16 protein-coding genes, 1 tRNA gene and 1 pseudogene are annotated in these 20,064 nt (G+C 61.8%); 16 read left to right on the forward strand and 2 right to left on the reverse strand.

The genetic code is table 11. The features are described 5' to 3' along the window. The first annotated feature begins 44 nt into the window (after window positions 1-44). The 12 genes and pseudogenes from X750_RS136655 to X750_RS136610 all read left to right on the forward strand — a co-directional run bounded on the left by X750_RS136655 (window position 45) and on the right by X750_RS136610 (window position 14,976). Window positions 45-120, forward strand: a tRNA-Trp gene (locus X750_RS136655). 428 nt (window positions 121-548) lie between these two features. After that, a pseudogene (locus X750_RS0133855) lies at window positions 549-1,086 on the forward strand (Hsp20 family protein). A 73-nt stretch (window positions 1,087-1,159) separates the two neighbouring features. After that, entirely contained in the window at window positions 1,160-1,627 is a 468-nt protein-coding gene (locus X750_RS1000000166120) for a hypothetical protein (RefSeq protein WP_023707179.1), read from the forward strand. A 487-nt stretch (window positions 1,628-2,114) separates the two neighbouring features. Beyond that, the gene (secE, locus tag X750_RS136650) at window positions 2,115-2,318 is read left to right on the forward strand and encodes a preprotein translocase subunit SecE (RefSeq protein ID WP_023667439.1); all 204 of its coding nucleotides are present in this window, start codon (window positions 2,115-2,117) and stop codon (window positions 2,316-2,318) included. Window positions 2,319-2,345: 27 nt separating this feature from the next. Beyond that, window positions 2,346-2,873 (forward strand): transcription termination/antitermination protein NusG, encoded by a 528-nt coding sequence (gene nusG / locus X750_RS136645; protein ID WP_006333333.1) that lies wholly within the window; start codon window positions 2,346-2,348, stop codon window positions 2,871-2,873. Window positions 2,874-3,045: 172 nt separating this feature from the next. Next, window positions 3,046-3,474 (forward strand): 50S ribosomal protein L11, encoded by a 429-nt coding sequence (gene rplK, locus X750_RS136640; RefSeq protein ID WP_006333334.1) that lies wholly within the window; start codon window positions 3,046-3,048, stop codon window positions 3,472-3,474. A gap of 4 nt (window positions 3,475-3,478) precedes the next feature. Then, window positions 3,479-4,177 (forward strand): 50S ribosomal protein L1, encoded by a 699-nt coding sequence (gene rplA, locus X750_RS136635; protein ID WP_023667438.1) that lies wholly within the window; start codon window positions 3,479-3,481, stop codon window positions 4,175-4,177. 374 nt (window positions 4,178-4,551) lie between these two features. Next, window positions 4,552-5,070 (forward strand): 50S ribosomal protein L10, encoded by a 519-nt coding sequence (rplJ, locus tag X750_RS136630; protein WP_023667437.1) that lies wholly within the window; start codon window positions 4,552-4,554, stop codon window positions 5,068-5,070. 54 nt (window positions 5,071-5,124) lie between these two features. Beyond that, window positions 5,125-5,502: a 50S ribosomal protein L7/L12 gene (rplL, locus tag X750_RS136625; protein ID WP_023667436.1), complete on the forward strand. Its 378-nt coding sequence runs from the start codon at window positions 5,125-5,127 to the stop codon at window positions 5,500-5,502. Window positions 5,503-5,750: 248 nt separating this feature from the next. Beyond that, complete coding sequence (rpoB, locus tag X750_RS136620; protein ID WP_023748781.1) at window positions 5,751-9,887, forward strand: DNA-directed RNA polymerase subunit beta; 4,137 nt, start codon at window positions 5,751-5,753, stop codon at window positions 9,885-9,887. A 147-nt stretch (window positions 9,888-10,034) separates the two neighbouring features. Further along, window positions 10,035-14,231: a DNA-directed RNA polymerase subunit beta' gene (gene rpoC, locus X750_RS136615; protein WP_023667434.1), complete on the forward strand. Its 4,197-nt coding sequence runs from the start codon at window positions 10,035-10,037 to the stop codon at window positions 14,229-14,231. A 79-nt stretch (window positions 14,232-14,310) separates the two neighbouring features. Continuing rightward, window positions 14,311-14,976, forward strand: coding sequence for an O-methyltransferase (locus X750_RS136610; RefSeq protein WP_023667433.1), 666 nt, complete (start codon window positions 14,311-14,313; stop codon window positions 14,974-14,976). Between the two features lie 46 nt (window positions 14,977-15,022). On the opposite strand, the gene X750_RS136605 is transcribed toward X750_RS136610, so the two are convergent. After that, entirely contained in the window at window positions 15,023-15,958 is a 936-nt protein-coding gene (locus X750_RS136605) for a Gfo/Idh/MocA family oxidoreductase (RefSeq protein WP_023686023.1), read from the reverse strand. 106 nt (window positions 15,959-16,064) lie between these two features. Then, window positions 16,065-16,346: a hypothetical protein gene (locus tag X750_RS136600; protein ID WP_023686022.1), complete on the reverse strand. Its 282-nt coding sequence runs from the start codon at window positions 16,344-16,346 to the stop codon at window positions 16,065-16,067. A 495-nt stretch (window positions 16,347-16,841) separates the two neighbouring features. On the opposite strand from X750_RS136600, the gene rpsL reads away from it, so the two are divergent. The 4 genes from rpsL to X750_RS1000000165215 all read left to right on the forward strand — a co-directional run. Further along, on the forward strand, window positions 16,842-17,213 hold the full coding sequence (rpsL, locus tag X750_RS136595; protein ID WP_006333356.1) for a 30S ribosomal protein S12: 372 nt from the start codon (window positions 16,842-16,844) through the stop codon (window positions 17,211-17,213). A 60-nt stretch (window positions 17,214-17,273) separates the two neighbouring features. Beyond that, window positions 17,274-17,744 carry a 30S ribosomal protein S7 gene (gene rpsG, locus X750_RS136590; RefSeq protein WP_008875664.1) on the forward strand — a complete coding sequence of 157 codons (471 nt, stop codon included), beginning with the start codon at window positions 17,274-17,276 and terminating at the stop codon, window positions 17,742-17,744. A 30-nt stretch (window positions 17,745-17,774) separates the two neighbouring features. Further along, window positions 17,775-19,865 (forward strand): elongation factor G, encoded by a 2,091-nt coding sequence (fusA, locus tag X750_RS136585; protein WP_023707177.1) that lies wholly within the window; start codon window positions 17,775-17,777, stop codon window positions 19,863-19,865. Between the two features lie 65 nt (window positions 19,866-19,930). Then, a partial coding sequence (locus X750_RS1000000165215; RefSeq protein ID WP_245261238.1) for a GTP-binding protein occupies window positions 19,931-20,064 on the forward strand: 134 nt, incomplete at its 3' end.

A 20,064-nucleotide genomic window follows, 5' to 3' on the forward strand; every position in this document is an offset into this window, starting at 1 on the left:
CGCGCCCGGAAGCTTTTAGGAAGCGCCTGCGCTGAAACGCGCGTACGGGCATAGCTCAGTTGGTAGAGCGGCGGTCTCCAAAACCGCAGGTCGTAGGTTCGAGCCCTGCTGCCCGTGCCATTTTCCTCGTTGGAATCCGGCATTTTAGAAACGCCTTGTTTTGGCTCCTCGTTTGGTTGGGCTGAAGCGGCGTACTCGACGAGCAACGTTCCGAAGGCATCGCAGAGCGAGAGCGCTGATGCGCAATGCCGAAGTCGGCGTATTTCCACGAACCGATTTCCTTGATCCAACTGCCATTGGCGAGCCAATTGCCATTTGCGTTCACAATTCAGAATAGGCATATTTTGCTGCCGCCGGCTGCTTTTCAGCGGCTGCGAATTATTGGAAGCGGGATGCTGGCCTGGCTTCTGAAATTTTCTGAACAGGGCTCTTGAACCCGTTTTCGGCCCTTCCTAATTCGTTTCGCGCCGAGGCCGATTGGCTTGGCAAAAGACGGCGCTGCTGGGCGGCGCCCTTGTACCCATGTTGCTTCAAAGGAGGATGTGGCTATGAGAACCTTTGATACTCTCTATCGGACCACCGTCGGTTTCGACCGGCTTTTCGACATGCTCGACAGCGGCACGCGTCCGGACTGGCCGCCCTATAACATCGAGAAGGTCGACGAGAACGNTTTTCGACATGCTCGACAGCGGCACGCGTCCGGACTGGCCGCCCTATAACATCGAGAAGGTCGACGAGAACGGCTACCGTATCTCGATGGCCATCGCAGGCTTCAGCCAGGATGAGGTTGAGCTGACCCAGCATGGACCCGAACTGGTCGTGGTAGGCCAGAAGGCTGATGATCAGAGCGGACGCCAGCTGCTGCACCAGGGCATCGCCTACCGCAGTTTCAGGCAGACGTTCAAGCTTGCCGACCACATGAAGATCAAGGCAGCAAACCTTGAGAAGGGTCTCCTGACCATCGACATCGTCCGTGAGATTCCCGAAGAGCTGAAGCCGCGCCGCATCAGCATCGGGGCCGGCGACGCTCAGGTGGGCGGCAAGCAGATCGCCCAGGATACGGAACGCACCCGCAAAGCGGCCTGATCGTATCGATTCAGTTATCCCTGCGGTCCGCCTCCCGGCTTCGGCCGGGAGGCCCAGATTGCGGAGAATGGAGATGGACAACTTCTACGAGACACCGACACTTTCTGCGGCACGCTCGGGCAAAATTGAAACTTCTTTGTGCCTGCTCGACAATCCAGACGACGTCATCAACCATCCACGCCTCAGCCGTGGAGAAAAGCGGGCACTGCTTTCCTCGTGGGCGTCCGATGCCTGCGCGGTGGAAAACCAGCCTGCCTTGCGCCGCCTGGACAACGGCACGGTAATCCCTGTCGACCAGATTCTGAGGGCGTTGAAGGCTCTCGATGAGAAACCCACGCTGGGGAAAGAGACTTCAGGCCGAGTGCTGCCTTGGCGACCCTCCTCGCGCCGCAGCGCTCTCAAGGCTTGGCGGCGTCGTGGCCGTTCTTTCGGCCCCGACGATGACGACGACCCGCCCTCGTGCCCGGCAGTGATCGCGCCGCGCCCACGCCCACCACGCGGAATCGGCGCAGTGGCCGGGGTCGAACTCGCCTGTGCCTGAACTAACCCTGGGTTGATCCAGCTGCCTCGCCAGGGGCAGCTGGATTCCAACCTTGGGTGCTTCATTTGCTTTCCAAAACAGCAGGTCGCAGGTTCGTCCTCAACGCCATTTCCTCGAACTTGTAGTCACGTGCCTGATTTCCGGATGCACCTCCGGAATTCGGGTCCGGCATTGAAAAACGGCAGGTGGCTTGCCATATTGGGCAAACTGAGGCATAAGGCGCCGATAGCCGGGACGGGACGACTGGATGGTTCCGAGGCGGCGTTTGGTCATAAAGCGGACACTTGCCACTTGCGTGGATCAAGAATCGGTTTTATGTAGACACAACAGACACGCGACGCGTGGAGCTGGGAAGCCGGCTTTACGCGTCCGATTTGCATGGGCGAAATGGCGCTGATTCGGCGCCGAGTTGAACCCAGGCGGCACGTCCCGGCCAGCGGGATCATCCAGGAGACCCGGCCAACGGGTCTTGAAGACAGAGCGGCATATGGCTTCGAAAACCACAAATCCTTTCGTCTTTCTCCAGCAGGTCCGCGCGGAGACCGCCAAGGTGACTTGGCCGTCGCGCCGGGAGACGATGATCTCGACGGTGATGGTGCTCGTATTCGCGGTCATCGCGATGATCTTTTTCTTCACCGCCGACGTGGCCATGGGCTACGCGATCGAGCGGTTACTGAGCCTCGGCCATTAAGTCCGGCGATTACGGAGAAGTCTTGAAATGACCGCGCGCTGGTACATCGTCCACGCCTATTCGAACTTCGAAAAGAAGGTCGCCGAGGACATTGAGAACAAGGCCAAGCAGAAGGGCCTGTCCGCCGATATCGAGCAGATCGTGGTGCCGACCGAGAAGGTCGTCGAAATCCGCCGCGGCCGCAAGGTCGATGCCGAGCGCAAGTTCTTTCCGGGCTATGTGCTGCTCAAGGCCAATCTGACCGATGCGGTGTTCTCGCTGGTCAAGAACACGCCGAAGGTCACCGGCTTCCTCGGTGACTCCAAGCCGGTGCCGATCACCGAAGCCGAGGCGCAGCGCATCCTGAACCAGGTTCAGGAAGGCGTCGAGCGGCCGAAGCCCTCGGTCACTTTCGAGATCGGCGAGGCGATCCGCGTTTCGGATGGTCCGTTCGCCTCGTTCAACGGTTTCGTCCAGGAAGTGGACGAGGAGCGGGCGCGGCTCAAGGTGGAAGTTTCGATCTTCGGGCGCGCCGTGCCGGTCGATCTGGAATTCGGACAGGTCGAAAAGGGCTGATCCGAAAACCCTGCGCCGGTTCGCCGGCAAGGGGAGGCGGCGCGGAAAGCGCGCGGCCATGAACGGGTGGGAGGCGAATGCGGCTTTAGCCGGCCGCGCGGACCGCACCACCAGACTGCAACCGCCGGTGTTCCCGATACTGGGGCCGGCATGAGATAAAGGCAGGAAAGAGATGGCTAAGAAAATTGCAGGCCAGCTCAAGCTCCAGGTCAAAGCGGGATCGGCTACGCCGTCTCCGCCGATCGGCCCGGCACTTGGTCAGCGCGGCATCAACATCATGGAATTCTGCAAGGCGTTCAACGCGCAGACCCAGGAAATGGAAAAGGGATCGCCGATCCCGGTCGTCATCACCTATTACCAGGACAAGTCCTTCACCTTCGTCATGAAGACGCCGCCGGTGAGCTACTTCCTGAAAAAGGCGGCGAACTTGACTTCGGGTTCGAAAGAGCCGGGCAAGATCAAGGCCGGCACGATCGGTCGCGACAAGGTGCGCGCCATTGCCGAACAGAAGATGAAGGATCTGAACGCAAACGACGTCGAGGCGGCCATGCGCATGGTCGAGGGCTCCGCCCGCTCGATGGGTCTGGAAGTGGTGGGCTGAGATCATGGCAAAGATTGCAAAGCGTGTATCGAAGTCCCGTGACGGCATCGACCCCAACAAGGCCTATGCCCTTGGTGAGGCGCTGAAGCTGCTCAAGGACCGTTCGACGGTGAAGTTCGACGAGACCATCGAAGTTGCGATGAACCTCGGCGTCGACCCGCGCCATGCCGACCAGATGGTCCGCGGCGTGGTCAACCTGCCGAACGGCACCGGCCGCTCTGTCCGCGTCGCCGTGTTCGCACGTGGCGGCAAGGCCGATGAGGCTCGCGCCGCCGGCGCCGACATCGTCGGTGCCGAGGATCTGGTCGACATCGTCCAGAAGGGCACGATCGACTTCGATCGCTGCATCGCCACGCCGGACATGATGCCGCTGGTCGGCCGTCTGGGCAAGGTGCTGGGCCCGCGCGGCATGATGCCGAACCCGAAGGTCGGCACCGTCACCACCGACGTCGCCGCCGCCGTCAAGGCATCGAAGGGCGGCGCTGTCGAGTTCCGCGTCGAGAAGGCCGGCATCGTTCATGCCGGCGTCGGCAAGGTCTCGTTCGACGTCAAGGCGCTGGAAGAAAACGTCCGCGCCTTCGCCGATGCCGTGACCAAGGCAAAGCCGGCTGGCGCCAAGGGCAACTACGTCAAGAAGGTGTCGGTCACCTCGACGATGGGCCCGGGCCTCAAGCTCGACGTCTCGACGCTCGCAGCGTCTTGATACGAACATCTGGATCGGCTGCCAAGGCGCTGATCCGCAAGTGAATTCCGGGCCTCTGACTTGTCGGCGGCCCGGTACCGGAAGTCGAGAGGCTTCCGGACATCCTGTCCGAGATTGCAGGCGGCCCAGAAGCCTTAATTGAATTGGGCCTGCATGAGACGGGTGAAAACCGGACAACGGAGCGACAAGCTCCAATGAAAGGTTCGAACCGTGTTTGCCTTTTGTCTGCGCATCTCCGGCTTGCCGTCGATGTGGCGAAAGGGGGCAGGATCCTCGAGCGTCGTTCGGGAGATCTGTAATGGATGGCCCGGCCGGCAAAAAGGCAACCCGACGCCTGTCCCACTAGCGGGGCAGGGGTCAACTGGAGATAGGCAGTGGACAGAGCGGAAAAACGCGAACTCGTCACGGGCCTGAATGGTGCTTTTGCAGGCGCTGGTTCAGTCGTCGTGGCCCACTACGCCGGTATCACCGTCGCGCAAATGAACGACCTTCGGTCGAAAATGCGCGCTGCCGGTGGCACCGTCAAAGTCGCGAAGAACCGTCTCGCCAAAATCGCTCTTCAGGGCACGGACTCCGCATCGATCATCGACCTGTTCAAGGGACAGACGCTGATCGCTTATTCGGAGGATCCGATTGCGGCGCCGAAGGTCGCGTCCGATTTCGCCAAGGGAAATGACAAGTTGGTCATTCTCGGCGGCGCAATGGGCACCACCTCGCTCAACGCCGACGGTGTGAAGGCACTCGCCACACTTCCGTCGCTCGATGAGCTGCGCGCCAGGCTGGTTGGCATGATCGCCACGCCGGCAACCCGGATCGCCCAGATCGTCAATGCGCCAGCGGCTTCGGTCGCGCGCGTCATCGGCGCTTACGCCCGGAAGGACGAGGCGGCATGAGGCCGTTCCTCGCTATCACAAACACACGTTCGAACCTGATGAAGGAATACAACAATGGCTGATCTGGCAAAGATCGTAGACGACCTTTCGAAGCTGACCGTCCTCGAGGCGGCCGAGTTGTCGAAGCTTCTGGAAGAAAAGTGGGGCGTTTCGGCTGCTGCTCCGGTGGCGGTTGCCGCTGCCGGCGGCGCTGCCGCTGCTGCTGCTCCGGCTGAGGAAAAGACGGAATTCGACGTCGTCCTCACCGAGGCAGGCGCTCAGAAGATCAACGTCATCAAGGAAGTCCGCGCCATCACCGGCCTGGGCCTCAAGGAAGCCAAGGATCTGGTCGAAGCAGCTCCGAAGCCGGTCAAGGAAGCCGTTTCCAAGGCTGACGCTGAGAAGTTCAAGGCCCAGCTGGAAGCAGCCGGCGCCAAGGTCGACCTGAAGTAAGCGTAAAAGCGGCGGGCGGCCTCGCGCCGTCCGCCACTCCCTTCATCAGAGGGGAGGATGCGTAGCGCGAGATGTACGAGAACCTCTTTCCTGAGGGCCGAAACCGGCCTTCAGGAAACGGGTTTTCACCCGTTTTAGCCGTCGCCGCCAGGCGGCGGGAAACAGATCAGGGGCCGCCGCCGAGGTGGCCGCGCATGCAAGGTGAGCCGCGGCGAGGCTCGCCCCGAGTTTATAGCTAAGGAGCGACGATGGCCCAGACCCAGACTTTCAATGGCCGCAGACGCGTACGCAAGTTCTTCGGAAAGATTCCGGAAGTTGCGGAGATGCCGAACCTGATCGAGGTTCAAAAAGCATCCTATGACCAGTTCCTGATGGTGGCGGAGCCCAAGGGTGGGCGTCCGGACGAGGGACTGCAGGCCGTTTTCAAGTCGGTTTTCCCGATCTCCGATTTCTCCGGCTCCTCGATGCTGGAGTTCGTGAAGTACGAGTTCGAAGGACCGAAATTCGACGTTGACGAATGCCGTCAGCGCGACCTGACCTATGCCGCGCCACTCAAGGTGACGCTGCGCCTCATCGTGTTCGATATCGACGAGGATACCGGCGCAAAGTCGATCAAGGACATCAAGGAGCAGGACGTCTATATGGGCGACATGCCGCTCATGACGCTCAACGGCACCTTCATCGTCAATGGCACGGAGCGCGTCATCGTCTCGCAGATGCACCGTTCGCCGGGCGTCTTCTTCGACCATGACAAGGGCAAGTCGCACTCCTCGGGCAAGCTTTTGTTTGCGGCGCGCGTCATTCCCTATCGCGGTTCGTGGCTCGACATCGAGTTCGATTCCAAGGACGTCGTGCACGCCCGCATCGACCGCCGCCGCAAGATTCCGGTGACGTCGCTCTTGATGGCGCTCGGCATGGACGGCGAAGAAATCCTGTCGACCTTCTACAACAAGATCACCTACAAGCGCGCCGGCGACCACTGGCGCATCCCGTTCAACGTCGAGCGTTTCCGCGGCCTGAAGGCCGTTGGCGACCTCGTCGATGCCGACACCGGCGAAGTTGTCGTCGAGGCCGGCAAGAAGATCACCGCCCGCCAGGCAAGAGGGCTTGGCGAAAAGGGTCTGAAGGCGATCAAGGCGACCGACGAGGATCTGCTCGGCAATTACCTGGCCGAGGACATCGTCAACTACGGCACCGGGGAGATTTTCCTCGAAGCCGGCGACGAGATCGACGAAAAGACGCTGAAGGTGCTGCTCGGCACGGGCGAAAGCGAGATCAAGGTTCTCGACATCGACCACGTCAATGTCGGCGCCTACATCCGCAATACGCTCAACGTCGACAAGAACGAGAGCCGCCAGGACGCACTGTTCGACATCTACCGTGTCATGCGCCCGGGCGAGCCGCCGACGCTTGAAACCGCCGAAGCCATGTTCAACTCGCTGTTCTTCGACTCGGAGCGCTACGACCTGTCGGCCGTCGGCCGCGTCAAGATGAACATGCGCCTCGAGCTCAAGGCTGAGGATACCGTGCGCGTGCTGCGCAAGGACGACATCCTGGCCGTGGTCAAGACGCTGGTCGAGCTGCGCGACGGCAAGGGCGAGATCGACGACATCGACAATCTCGGCAACCGCCGCGTGCGTTCTGTCGGCGAGCTGATGGAGAACCAATACCGCGTTGGCCTGCTGCGCATGGAGCGCGCGATCAAGGAACGTATGTCCTCGATCGAGATCGATACGGTGATGCCGCAGGACCTGATCAACGCCAAGCCGGCGGCTGCCGCCGTGCGCGAGTTCTTCGGTTCCTCGCAGCTGTCGCAGTTCATGGATCAGACCAACCCGCTGTCGGAGATCACCCACAAGCGCCGCCTGTCGGCACTTGGCCCGGGCGGTCTGACCCGCGAGCGCGCCGGCTTCGAAGTGCGCGACGTGCACCCGACGCATTACGGCCGCATCTGCCCGATCGAGACGCCGGAAGGCCCGAACATCGGTCTGATCAACTCGCTGGCGACCTTCGCGCGCGTCAACAAGTACGGCTTCATCGAAAGCCCGTACCGCAAGATCGTCAACGGCAAGCTGACCAATGAGGTCGTCTATCTCTCCGCTATGGAAGAGTCCAAGCACCACGTTGCGCAGGCCAATGCCGAGCTCGACAAGAATGGTGGTTTCGTCGACGAATTCGTCATTTGCCGCAGCGCCGGCGAAGTGATGATGGCGCCGCGCGAAAACGTCGATCTCATGGACGTGTCGCCCAAGCAGATGGTGTCCGTGGCCGCGGCGCTGATCCCGTTCCTCGAGAACGACGACGCCAACCGCGCGCTAATGGGCTCCAACATGCAGCGTCAGGCCGTGCCGCTGGTGCGCGCCGAAGCGCCGTTCGTAGGCACCGGCATGGAGCCGATCGTTGCCCGTGACTCGGGTGCCGCCATCGGCGCCCGCCGCGGCGGCATCGTCGACCAGGTGGACGCGACGCGTATCGTCATCCGCGCCACGGAAGATCTCGATCCCGGCAAGTCGGGCGTCGACATCTACCGGCTGATGAAGTTCCAGCGTTCGAACCAGAACACCTGCATCAACCAGCGTCCGCTGGTGCGCATGGGCGACCGCGTCAACAAGGGCGACATCATCGCCGACGGTCCGTCGACCGAGCTCGGCGATCTGGCGCTCGGCCGCAACGTGCTGGTCGCGTTCATGCCGTGGAACGGCTACAACTACGAGGACTCGATCCTGCTCTCCGAGCGCATCGTGGCCGACGACGTCTTCACCTCGATCCACATCGAGGAATTCGAGGTCATGGCCCGCGACACCAAGCTTGGACCGGAGGAAATCACGCGCGACATTCCGAACGTTTCGGAAGAAGCGCTGAAGAACCTCGACGAAGCCGGCATCGTCTATATCGGCGCGGAAGTGCAGCCGGGCGACATCCTGGTCGGCAAGATCACGCCGAAGGGCGAAAGCCCGATGACGCCGGAAGAAAAGCTCCTGCGCGCCATCTTCGGTGAAAAGGCGTCCGACGTTCGCGACACCTCGATGCGCATGCCTCCGGGCACCTTCGGCACAGTCGTCGAAGTGCGCGTCTTCAACCGCCACGGCGTCGAGAAGGACGAGCGCGCCATGGCGATCGAACGCGAGGAGATCGAACGCCTCGCCAAGGACCGCGACGACGAGCAGGCGATCCTCGACCGCAACGTCTATTCGCGCCTTTCCGACGTTCTCGTCGGCAAGGAAGCCATTGCCGGGCCGAAGGGCTTCAAGAAGGGCTCGAAGCTGTCGAAGGACACGCTGGACGAGTATCCGCGTTCGCAGTGGTGGCAGTTTGCGGTGGAGAACGAAAAGCTCCAGAGCGAACTGGAAGCCCTGCGTGGCCAGTACGACGATTCCAAGAAGGCGCTCGAGCAGCGCTTCATGGACAAGGTCGAGAAGGTCCAGCGCGGCGACGAAATGCCTCCGGGCGTCATGAAGATGGTCAAGGTCTTCGTGGCCGTGAAGCGCAAGATGCAGCCGGGCGACAAGATGGCCGGACGTCACGGCAACAAGGGTGTCGTGTCGCGGATCGTTCCGGTCGAGGACATGCCTTTCCTCGAGGACGGCACGCATGCCGATATCGTGCTCAACCCGCTGGGTGTGCCGAGCCGCATGAATGTCGGCCAGATCCTGGAAACGCATCTGGGCTGGGCATGCGCGGGCATGGGCAAGAAGATCGGCGAGCTGATCGACGCGTACAAGACGGCTGGAGACATCAAGCCGTTGCGCAAGACGCTCGAGAGCTTCATCCCAGCCAACGACCGCAACGAGCCGGTCCGCGAATATGACGACGAGAGCATCGTTCGCCTCAGCGAGCAGATGCGCCGCGGCGTCTCTATCGCGACACCGGTGTTCGACGGCGCGCATGAAGTCGACATCAACATCATGCTGGAGCAGGCGGGCCTGCACACCAGCGGTCAGTCGCAGCTCTATGACGGACGCACAGGCGAGCCGTTCGATCGCAAGGTGACGATGGGCTATATCTATATGCTCAAGCTTCACCACCTGGTGGACGACAAGATCCACGCGCGTTCGATCGGTCCGTACTCGCTCGTTACCCAGCAGCCGCTGGGCGGCAAGGCGCAGTTCGGTGGCCAGCGCTTCGGCGAAATGGAGGTCTGGGCGCTGGAAGCCTATGGCGCCGCCTACACGCTGCAGGAAATGCTGACGGTGAAGTCGGACGATGTCGCCGGCCGCACCAAGGTCTACGAGGCGATCGTGCGCGGCGACGACACGTTCGAGGCCGGCATTCCCGAGAGCTTCAACGTGCTCGTCAAGGAAATGCGGTCTCTCGGCCTCAATGTCGAGCTGGAGAACACCAAGCTCGACGACAACCCTGTCCGGCTGCCAGATGCTGCCGAATAGGGGCGCGGCCGAGTAAGCAAGACATCCGGTCGCGGAACGCCGCGACCGGATGCAACAAATTCTACGGCCAGTGGGCCGACCACTCAGCGGGCATTTGGCCCGCGTTAGATGCAAGGGGTTTTCGAGGACCCCGAAAAGGAGAACGGCATGAACCAAGAGGTCATGAATCTCTTCAATCCGCAGGCGCCGGCGCAGGTGTTCGATTCCATCCGGATATCGCTCGCCAGCCCTGAGAAGATTCTGTCCTGGTCGTTCGGCGAGATCAAGAAGCCGGAGACCATCAACTACCGCACCTTCAAGCCGGAGCGTGACGGTCTGTTCTGCGCGCGCATTTTTGGCCCGATCAAGGACTATGAATGCCTGTGCGGCAAGTACAAGCGCATGAAGTACAAGGGCGTCATCTGCGAAAAGTGCGGCGTCGAAGTCACGCTGTCGCGCGTTCGCCGCGAGCGCATGGGCCACATCGAGCTGGCGGCACCTGTCGCTCACATCTGGTTCCTGAAGTCGCTGCCGTCGCGCATCGGCACGCTGCTCGACATGACCCTGAAGGACATCGAGCGCGTCCTCTACTTCGAGAACTACATCGTCACCGAGCCTGGCCTAACCGCGCTGAAGGAGCACCAGCTGCTCAGCGAGGAAGAGTACATGATCGCCGTCGACGAGTATGGCGAGGATTCGTTCACCGCCATGATCGGCGCCGAGGCCATTCATGACCTTCTGGCCGGCATGGACCTGGAGAAGATCGCCGGCGATCTGCGTTCGGAACTGGCTTCGACCACGTCCGAGCTGAAGCAGAAGAAGTATCTGAAGCGGCTCAAGGTCGTCGAGAACTTCATGGAGTCCGGCAACCGTCCGGAATGGATGATCATGAAGGTGGTTCCGGTGATCCCACCGGACCTGCGCCCGCTGGTTCCTCTGGATGGTGGACGTTTCGCGACGTCCGACCTGAACGATCTCTATCGCCGCGTCATCAACCGCAACAACCGTCTGAAGCGGCTGATCGAGCTGCGCGCCCCCGGCATCATCGTGCGCAATGAAAAGCGCATGCTGCAGGAAGCCGTCGATGCGCTGTTCGACAACGGCCGTCGCGGCCGCGTCATCACCGGCGCCAACAAGCGTCCGCTGAAGTCGCTGTCCGACATGTTGAAGGGCAAGCAGGGCCGGTTCCGCCAGAATCTGCTCGGCAAGCGCGTCGACTATTCGGGCCGTTCGGTCATCGTCACCGGTCCGGAGCTCAAGCTGCACCAGTGCGGCCTGCCGAAGAAGATGGCGCTCGAACTGTTCAAGCCGTTCATCTACGCCCGCCTCGACGCCAAGGGGTTCTCCTCGACCGTCAAGCAGGCCAAGAAGCTGGTCGAGAAGGAGCGTCCGGAAGTCTGGGATATCCTCGACGAGGTCATCCGCGAGCATCCGGTGCTCTTGAACCGTGCACCGACGCTGCACCGCCTCGGCATCCAGGCGTTCGAGCCGATCCTGATCGAAGGCAAGGCGATCCAGCTGCATCCGTTGGTCTGCACGGCCTTCAACGCCGACTTCGACGGCGACCAGATGGCCGTTCACGTGCCGCTGTCGTTGGAAGCGCAGCTTGAAGCCCGCGTGCTGATGATGTCGACCAACAACATCCTGCACCCGGCTTCCGGCGCGCCGATCATCGTGCCTTCGCAGGACATGGTCCTGGGTCTCTACTATCTCTCGATCGTCAATCAGAACGAGCCGGGCGAAGGCATGGTGTTTGCCGACATGGGCGAACTCCAGCATGCGCTCGAGACCAAGGCGGTGACGCTGCACTCCAAGATCAAGGGTCGTTTCCGCACGGTCGACGCCGAAGGCAAGGTCGTGTCGAAAATCTACGACACCACGCCTGGCCGCATGATCATCGGCGAGCTGCTGCCGAAGAACGTCAACGTGCCTTACGAGACCGCCAACCAGGAGATGACCAAGAAGAACATCTCCAAGATGATCGACACCGTCTACCGCCACTGCGGTCAGAAGGAGACGGTCATTTTCTGCGACCGCATCATGGCCCTCGGCTTCAGCCACGCCTGCCGCGCCGGCATTTCGTTCGGCAAGGACGACATGCTGATCCCGGACGCCAAGATCAAGCTGGTTTCCGACACCGAGGCTTTGGCCAAGGAATACGAGCAGCAGTACAATGACGGCCTGATCACTCAGGGCGAGAAGTACAACAAGGTCGTCGACGCCTGGGCCAAGTGCTCGGAGAAGGTCGCCGACGAGATGATGGCCCGCATCAAGGCCGTCGAGTTCGAGGACAGTGGCCGTCAAAAGCCGATGAACTCGATCTACATGATGTCGCATTCGGGTGCGCGTGGTTCGCCCACCCAGATGCGTCAGCTCGCTGGCATGCGCGGCCTGATGGCAAAGCCCTCGGGTGAAATCATCGAGACGCCGATCATCTCGAACTTCAAGGAAGGCCTGACCGTGCTCGAGTACTTCAACTCGACCCACGGCGCCCGCAAGGGTCTGGCCGACACCGCCTTGAAGACGGCGAACTCGGGTTACCTCACCCGTCGTCTGGTCGACGTGGCGCAGGACTGCATCGTCAACTCCGTGGATTGCGGCACCGACAAGGGCCTCACCATGCAGCCGATCGTCGATGCCGGTCAGGTCGTTGCTTCGGTCGGTCAGCGCGTGCTGGGCCGCACCTCGCTCGATGACATCACGCACCCGGTTTCGGGCGAGGTTCTGGTCAAGGCCGGAACGCTGATGGACGAGCGTGACGTGGAAAAGATCGAAAAGGCCGGCGTGCAGTCGGTCCGCATTCGCTCGGCACTGACCTGCGAGGTCAGGATCGGCGTCTGTGCGGTCTGCTACGGACGCGATCTTGCCCGCGGCACCCCGGTCAACCAGGGCGAAGCCGTCGGCGTCATCGCGGCGCAGTCGATCGGCGAGCCGGGCACCCAGCTCACCATGCGTACCTTCCACATGGGCGGTACGGCGCAGGTGGTGGACAGCTCGTTCCTTGAAGCCTCGTATGAGGGCAAGGTCGAGATCCGCAACCGCAACGTGGTGCGCAACTCGGACGGCCAGCAGATGGTCATGGGCCGCAACATGGCGGTGCTGATCCTCGACGAAGCCGGCAAGGAGCGTGCCTCGCATCGCCTTACCTATGGTTCGCGCATCTTCGTGGACGATGGCGACAAGGTGAAGCGCGGCCAGCGTATCGCCGAATGGGATCCCTATACCCGCCCGGTCCTTACCGAAATCGAGGGCAAGGTGTCGTACGAGGATCTGGTCGACGGCATTTCCGTTCAGGAAACGGCCGACGAATCGACCGGCATCACCAAGCGCGAGGTCATCGACTGGCGCTCGACGCCACGCGGCAACGACCTCAAGCCGGCGATCGCCATCCTTGACCCGAAGGGCAAGGTCGGCAAGCTGTCGAAGGGCGGCGACGCCCGCTTCCTGCTCTCGGTCGAGGCCATTCTTTCGGTCGAGCCGGGTTCGCAGGTTCGCCCCGGCGACGTTTTGGCGCGTATCCCGATGGAAAGCGCCAAGACCAAGGACATCACCGGCGGTCTGCCGCGTGTTGCCGAGCTGTTCGAGGCACGTCGTCCGAAGGATCACGCCATCATCGCCGAGATCGATGGCACGATCCGCTTCGGCCGCGACTACAAGAACAAGCGCCGCATCATCATCGAGCCGCATGACTCGACGCTTGAGCCGGTCGAATACCTGATCCCGAAGGGCAAGCCGTTCCATCTCCAGGACGGCGACGTCATCGAGAAGGGCGACTACATCCTCGACGGCAATCCGGCGCCACACGACATCCTGGCGATCAAGGGCGTGGAAGCACTTGCTTCCTACCTCGTGAACGAAATCCAGGAAGTCTACCGTCTGCAGGGCGTGTCGATCAACGACAAGCACATCGAGGTGATCGTTCGCCAGATGCTGCAGAAGGTCGAGATCACGGTGCAGGGCGACTCGACCTACATTCCGGGCGACCACGTCGACGTGATCGAACTGGAAGAGGTCAACGAGCGCCTGGTCGAGGACGGCAAGAAGCCGGCCGAAGGCCAGCCAGTGCTGCTGGGCATAACCAAGGCCTCGCTGCAGACGCCTTCCTTCATCTCGGCCGCCTCCTTCCAGGAGACGACCAGGGTGCTGACCGAAGCTGCGGTTGCCGGCAAGACCGACATGCTGCAGGGCCTGAAGGAAAACGTCATCGTCGGCCGGCTGATCCCGGCCGGTACCGGCGGCACGATGAGCCAGATCCGGCGCATCGCCACCTCGCGCGACGAACTGATCATCGACGAGCGCCGCAAGGCCTCCGGTGTCGAGGTCGCCGAGCCGATGCTGACCGACATGGTCAACGCCGCGCAGTAAGCGCGGTAGGACGAGAAGAAGGAAGGGGGCCCCAGTGGCCCCTTTTCGCGTTTTGACCCCCAATCGAATCGAGGAAAACATGAGCAAGAAGGTTTGGACTGACGTCGACGACTACATCGTTTCCTCTCTCTTCGAAGCAGATCCCATCCTCGAAGCGGTGCTTGCGGCCAACCGCGACCAGGGCCTGCCGGCCATCGACGTATCGCCGGCGCAGGGCAAGCTGCTGTCGCTGCTGGTCCGCATCAGCGGCGCCAGGAAGGTGCTGGAGATCGGCACGCTTGGCGGCTACTCGACCATCTGGATGGCAAGGGGATTGCCCGTCGGCGGCAAGATCGTGACGCTCGAACTCGAGCCGCATCATGCAAAAGTCGCGCACTCGAATCTCGAGCGGGCAGGGGTGCCGGACAAGGTCGAGCTCAGGATCGGCCCCGCGCTTCAGTCGCTTGAGACGCTGGCTGCCGAAAATGCCGGTCCGTTCGATCTGATCTTCATCGACGCGGACAAGCCGAACAACCCGAATTATCTGTCATGGGCCATGCGCCTGTCGCGGCCGGGGACGGTCATCATCTGCGACAACGTCATCCGCGACGGCACCGTGCTCAACGACGATGGCCGTGACGCGTATGTCGAAGGCGCACGCGGTGCGTTTTCCTTCATCGGCGGCGACAAGCGCCTGGACGGCACCGCCATCCAGACCGTCGGCGCCAAAGGCTATGACGGGTTTGCGATTGCGATCGTCGAGTAAGGCTGCATGATGAGTGTCCGGACTGCGGTCCGGCAGAACTCATCGCTCAATCGAAGAACGCTTCCACCACATTGCGCTTGCCGAGCATGAAGGCGTCGGCCACGTGCTGCAGGGGTGCCAAATCGACATCGGAGACGCCGGCGGGTACGATTTCAGCGAAGCGCCGGTAAAGCTGGGGATATTCGGCTTCCGGCTCGTCGTGAACCACCTTGCCGTCGATGGCGAGCTTGGTGCCGCCGCCGGACAGCACCATCTTGCCCTTGTCGGTGTCGGCCAGGATGTCCCAGCTCTGTGGTCCCGTCTGCAGCCAGTCGAGCTCCATGGTCACCGGCAACCCATCCGAGGTACGGAAGGTCACGTGGGCCGCCACAGGCGAGGCGCGGTTTTCCGGGAAGTCGAGGACGGCCGAGGTGATGAACATCGCCGGCAGGATGTGGGTTGCGATCGACAGTGCGTTGATGCCGGGATCGAAGACACCGAAGCCGCCCGGCGCCCAGATCCAATCCTGGTTCGGATGCCAGCGGCGGACATCTTCCTTCCAGAGGATGGCGGCCGAGTTGACCTTGGCCGACGCCAGGAAGGCACGCGCGGCTTCCACCGCCGGCGCGTAGCGCGAATGCCAGCTGGCGAACAGTGAGACGCCATTGGCTGCCGCCAGCCGCTTCAGGTCCTCGACCTCACTGACAGTGGCGCCCGGCGGCTTCTCCAGGAAAACATGCTTCTTCGCAATCAGCGCCGTGCGTGCCGCGTCGTAGCGGAACTGCGGCGGCATGCACAGCGACACGGCCTCGAGTTCCGGCACCGCGTCGAGCATCGCCTCAATGGTCGGAAAATTCGGGATGCCGTCCACCTTGCCGTGCCGGCTGGCGGCGGCGATGAGGCGGTAGTCCGCATCCTTGGCCACTGCCGGCAGATGCTGGTCGCGCACGATCTTGCCGACGCCGACGATGCCGAGCTTGATGGGACCATTGTTCGAGGGCATGGGAACTCCGCGGATTCGAATTTGGCTGGTTAAGTCGCTCGGTTCTTAGCAGAGAACCGGTGCCGGGCAAGCCGGCGCGGTGACAGGCGCAAGCAGCCGGCCACGCTCAGAGCGGAACCTCGAACGTAACGATCGACACTTCGCCTTCGAGCGCACCCTGAAAGGCTGACAGATGCGGCTCCTCGTCGGGTTCGCCGTCCATATCGCCGATCTGGTCGAGCTCGACCTCGGCATAGCCTTCGGCCGCAAGCGATTCGAGCACCCGGCGCACGGCCGAATCGTCGTCGGGCGCAACCAGCATCACATGGACGCCTTCCGGCTTGCCGCCCTTCTTTTTCCAGACCCGGCCGGTGACGATGGTGACCGGGCGTTCCTCATTGTCGTTCACGGGCTGATTCCTCTTGAGACGGGGGCGGGCGAGGGGTTTTGGGCTGTCCATGGCGCCTTTTGCCATGAAGAACCCGCGCATGACAGCCAAAAGCCGGTCACTTTCTTGTCTGCCCCGGTCACTTTCTTCCTCTGCCTTGCAAAACGAAGAAAGAAAATTACATGCGTTTTTCGCATGGCTGCCAAGCCGTCGTCAGCGCGCAATATTTGGCGTGCCGGGGTTGACGGTTCACGGTCTTGCGAGTAGAAGCCGCCCAGTCAGAACCGATGTGAGGCTCTCCCTTCCGAAGCGACACGCTTTGGAGTTTGCCTCAAACAGGGTTCGTTTTACGAGCGAAAAGACATTTCCGGCGCGCATGAAGCGGTTCCCGCTTCCTCTGCATTTTGTTCGGGCAGGACCGCGAGGCGCGGTTTATGGCCCGAATTTGCGTATGGAATTGGCGCTTTGAGCGGCCCTGACCGGGCGAGACACGGAATTGAGAGACAAGAGGGTTTAATGCCTACCGTCAACCAGCTGATCCGCAAGCCGCGCATTGCGCCGGTGAAGCGCAACAAGGTCCCGGCCATGCAGCAGAACCCGCAGAAGCGGGGCGTCTGCACGCGCGTCTATACAACGACGCCGAAGAAGCCGAACTCGGCACTGCGCAAGGTGGCCAAGATCCGCCTGACCAACGGCTTTGAAGTGATCGGCTACATCCCCGGCGAAGGCCACAACCTTCAGGAACACTCCGTGGTCATGATCCGCGGCGGCCGCGTAAAGGATCTTCCGGGCGTGCGCTACCACATCATCCGCGGCGTGCTCGACACGCAGGGCGTGAAGAACCGCAAGCAGCGCCGTTCGAAGTACGGCGCCAAGCGTCCGAAGTAAGATTTTCCGGCCCTGGCGCTGCTTGAATGCGTCGGGCTACGAGATTGAGAGACAAAAGCCATGTCGCGTCGTCACAGTGCAGAAAAGCGTGAGATCAATCCGGACCCGAAGTTCGGCGATCTGATCGTCACCAAGTTCATGAACGCCGTCATGTATGACGGCAAGAAGTCGGTTGCCGAGACCATCGTCTACGGTGCGCTCGACCAGGTTCAGTCGAAGACCAAGCAGGAGCCGGTCACCGTCTTCCATCAGGCGCTCGACAATGTCGCGCCGCATGTGGAAGTCCGGTCGCGCCGCGTCGGCGGCGCTACCTACCAGGTTCCGGTCGATGTGCGCCCCGAGCGCCGCCAGGCCCTGGCGATCCGCTGGCTGATCGCCGCGGCCCGCAACCGCAACGAGACCACCATGGTCGACCGACTCTCCGGCGAGCTGATGGACGCAGCCAACAACCGCGGCACCGCCGTGAAGAAGCGTGAAGACACCCACAAGATGGCTGAAGCCAACCGCGCTTTCGCACACTACCGCTGGTAAAGCGCGAACGAGACTGAGAAGGCATCCAAGATGGCCCGCGAATACAAAATCGAAGACTACCGCAATTTCGGTATCATGGCGCATATTGACGCCGGCAAGACGACGACCACCGAGCGCGTCCTCTATTACACGGGCAAGTCGCACAAGATCGGCGAAGTCCACGACGGCGCTGCCACCATGGATTGGATGGAGCAGGAGCAGGAGCGCGGCATCACCATCACGTCCGCCGCCACCACGACCTTCTGGAAGGGTCGCAGCGGCAAGATGTACCGCTTCAACATCATCGACACTCCCGGACACGTCGACTTCACCATCGAAGTCGAGCGTTCGCTGCGCGTGCTCGACGGCGCCATTGCGCTGCTCGATGCCAATGCCGGTGTCGAGCCGCAGACCGAGACTGTCTGGCGCCAGGCCGACAAGTACAAAGTTCCGCGCATGATCTTCTGCAACAAGATGGACAAGATCGGCGCCGACTTCTACCGCTCGGTCGAGATGATCGGCTCGCGTCTTGGTGCGCATGCCGTCGTCATGCAGCTGCCGATCGGCGCTGAGACTGAATTCAAGGGCGTTGTCGATCTCGTCGAGATGAACGCGCTGGTCTGGCGCGACGAGACGCTGGGCGCAGCCTGGGACGTCGTCGAGATCCCGACCGATCTCCAGGCCCGTGCCGAAGAATACCGCGAGAAGATGATCGAAGCCGCTGTCGAAATGGACGAGACGGCACTCGAGAATTACCTCGAAGGCAAGATGCCGTCGAATGACGAGATCCGCGCGCTGATCCGCAAGGGCACCATCGCCGTCAAGTTCTACCCGATGTTCTGTGGCTCGGCCTTCAAGAACAAGGGCGTGCAGCCGCTGCTCGACGCCGTCGTCGAATACCTGCCGTCGCCGGCCGATGTTCCCGCCATCAAGGGCGTCGACGCCAAGACCGACGCCGAGATCGAGCGTCATGCCGACGACAACGAGCCGCTGTCGATGCTGGCCTTCAAGATCATGAACGACCCGTTCGTCGGTTCGCTGACCTTTGCCCGCATCTATTCGGGCAAGCTGACCAAGGGCATCTCGGTCGATAACACCGTCAAGGGCAAGAAAGAGCGCATCGGCCGCATGCTGCAGATGCATGCGAATTCGCGCGCCGACGTCGAAGAAGCCTTTGCCGGCGACATCGTTGCTCTGGCTGGCCTCAAGGACACGACCACCGGCGACACGCTCAGCGATCCGCTGCACCCGGTCATCCTCGAGCGCATGGAATTCCCCGATCCGGTCATCCAGATCGCCATCGAGCCGAAGACCAAGAACGACCAGGAAAAGATGGGCCTCGCCCTTCACCGCCTGGCTGCCGAGGATCCGTCCTTCCGTGTCAAGACGGACGAGGAAAGCGGCCAGACCATCATTTCGGGCATGGGCGAACTTCACCTCGACATCATCGTCGACCGCATGCGTCGCGAGTTCAAGGTCGAGGCCAATGTCGGCGCGCCGCAGGTGGCTTACCGCGAGACCATCACCCGCAGGCACGAGCAGGACTACACCCACAAGAAGCAGACCGGCGGTACCGGTCAGTTCGCCCGCGTCAAGATCGTGTTCGAACCGAACCCGGAAAGCTCGGAGTTCGAGTTCGAGACCAAGATCGTCGGCGGTGCGGTTCCCAAGGAATACATCCCGGGTGTCGAAAAGGGCATCAACAGCGTCATGTCGTCGGGTCCGTTCGCGGGCTTCCCGATGATCGGCGTCAAGGCGACGCTTATCGACGGCGCTTACCACGATGTGGACTCCAGCGTTCTGGCCTTCGAAATCGCCGGCCGCGCCTGCTTCCGTGAAGCCGCACCCAAGCTTGGCGTGCAGCTGCTCGAGCCGATCATGAAGGTCGAAGTCGTGACCCCGGAAGACTATGTCGGCAGCGTCATCGGCGACCTGAACGGCCGTCGCGGCCAGATCCAGGGCCAGGAAGCGCGTGGCGTGGCTGTCGTCATCAACGCGATGGTGCCGCTGGCCAACATGTTCAAGTACGTCGACAACCTGCGCTCGATGAGCCAGGGCCGCGCGGCCTACACGATGCAGTTCGATCACTATGAGCCTGTGCCGACCGCGGTCGCCCAGGAAGTCCAGAAGAAATACGCGTAACCTGAACGGGTTGCATCGGTAACTTAATTCAAGGCCCGTACGGGCGAGCAGATTGGAGACATCACATGGCAAAAGGTAAATTCGAGCGTAACAAGCCTCATGTGAACATTGGCACGATTGGCCACGTCGATCATGGCAAGACGTCGCTGACGGCGGCGATCACGAAGTATTTTGGCGAGTACAAGCGCTACGACCAGAT

This window comes from Mesorhizobium sp. LNJC391B00 (assembly GCF_000502535.1).
In the GTDB taxonomy this organism is placed as follows: Bacteria; Pseudomonadota; Alphaproteobacteria; order Rhizobiales; family Rhizobiaceae; genus Mesorhizobium.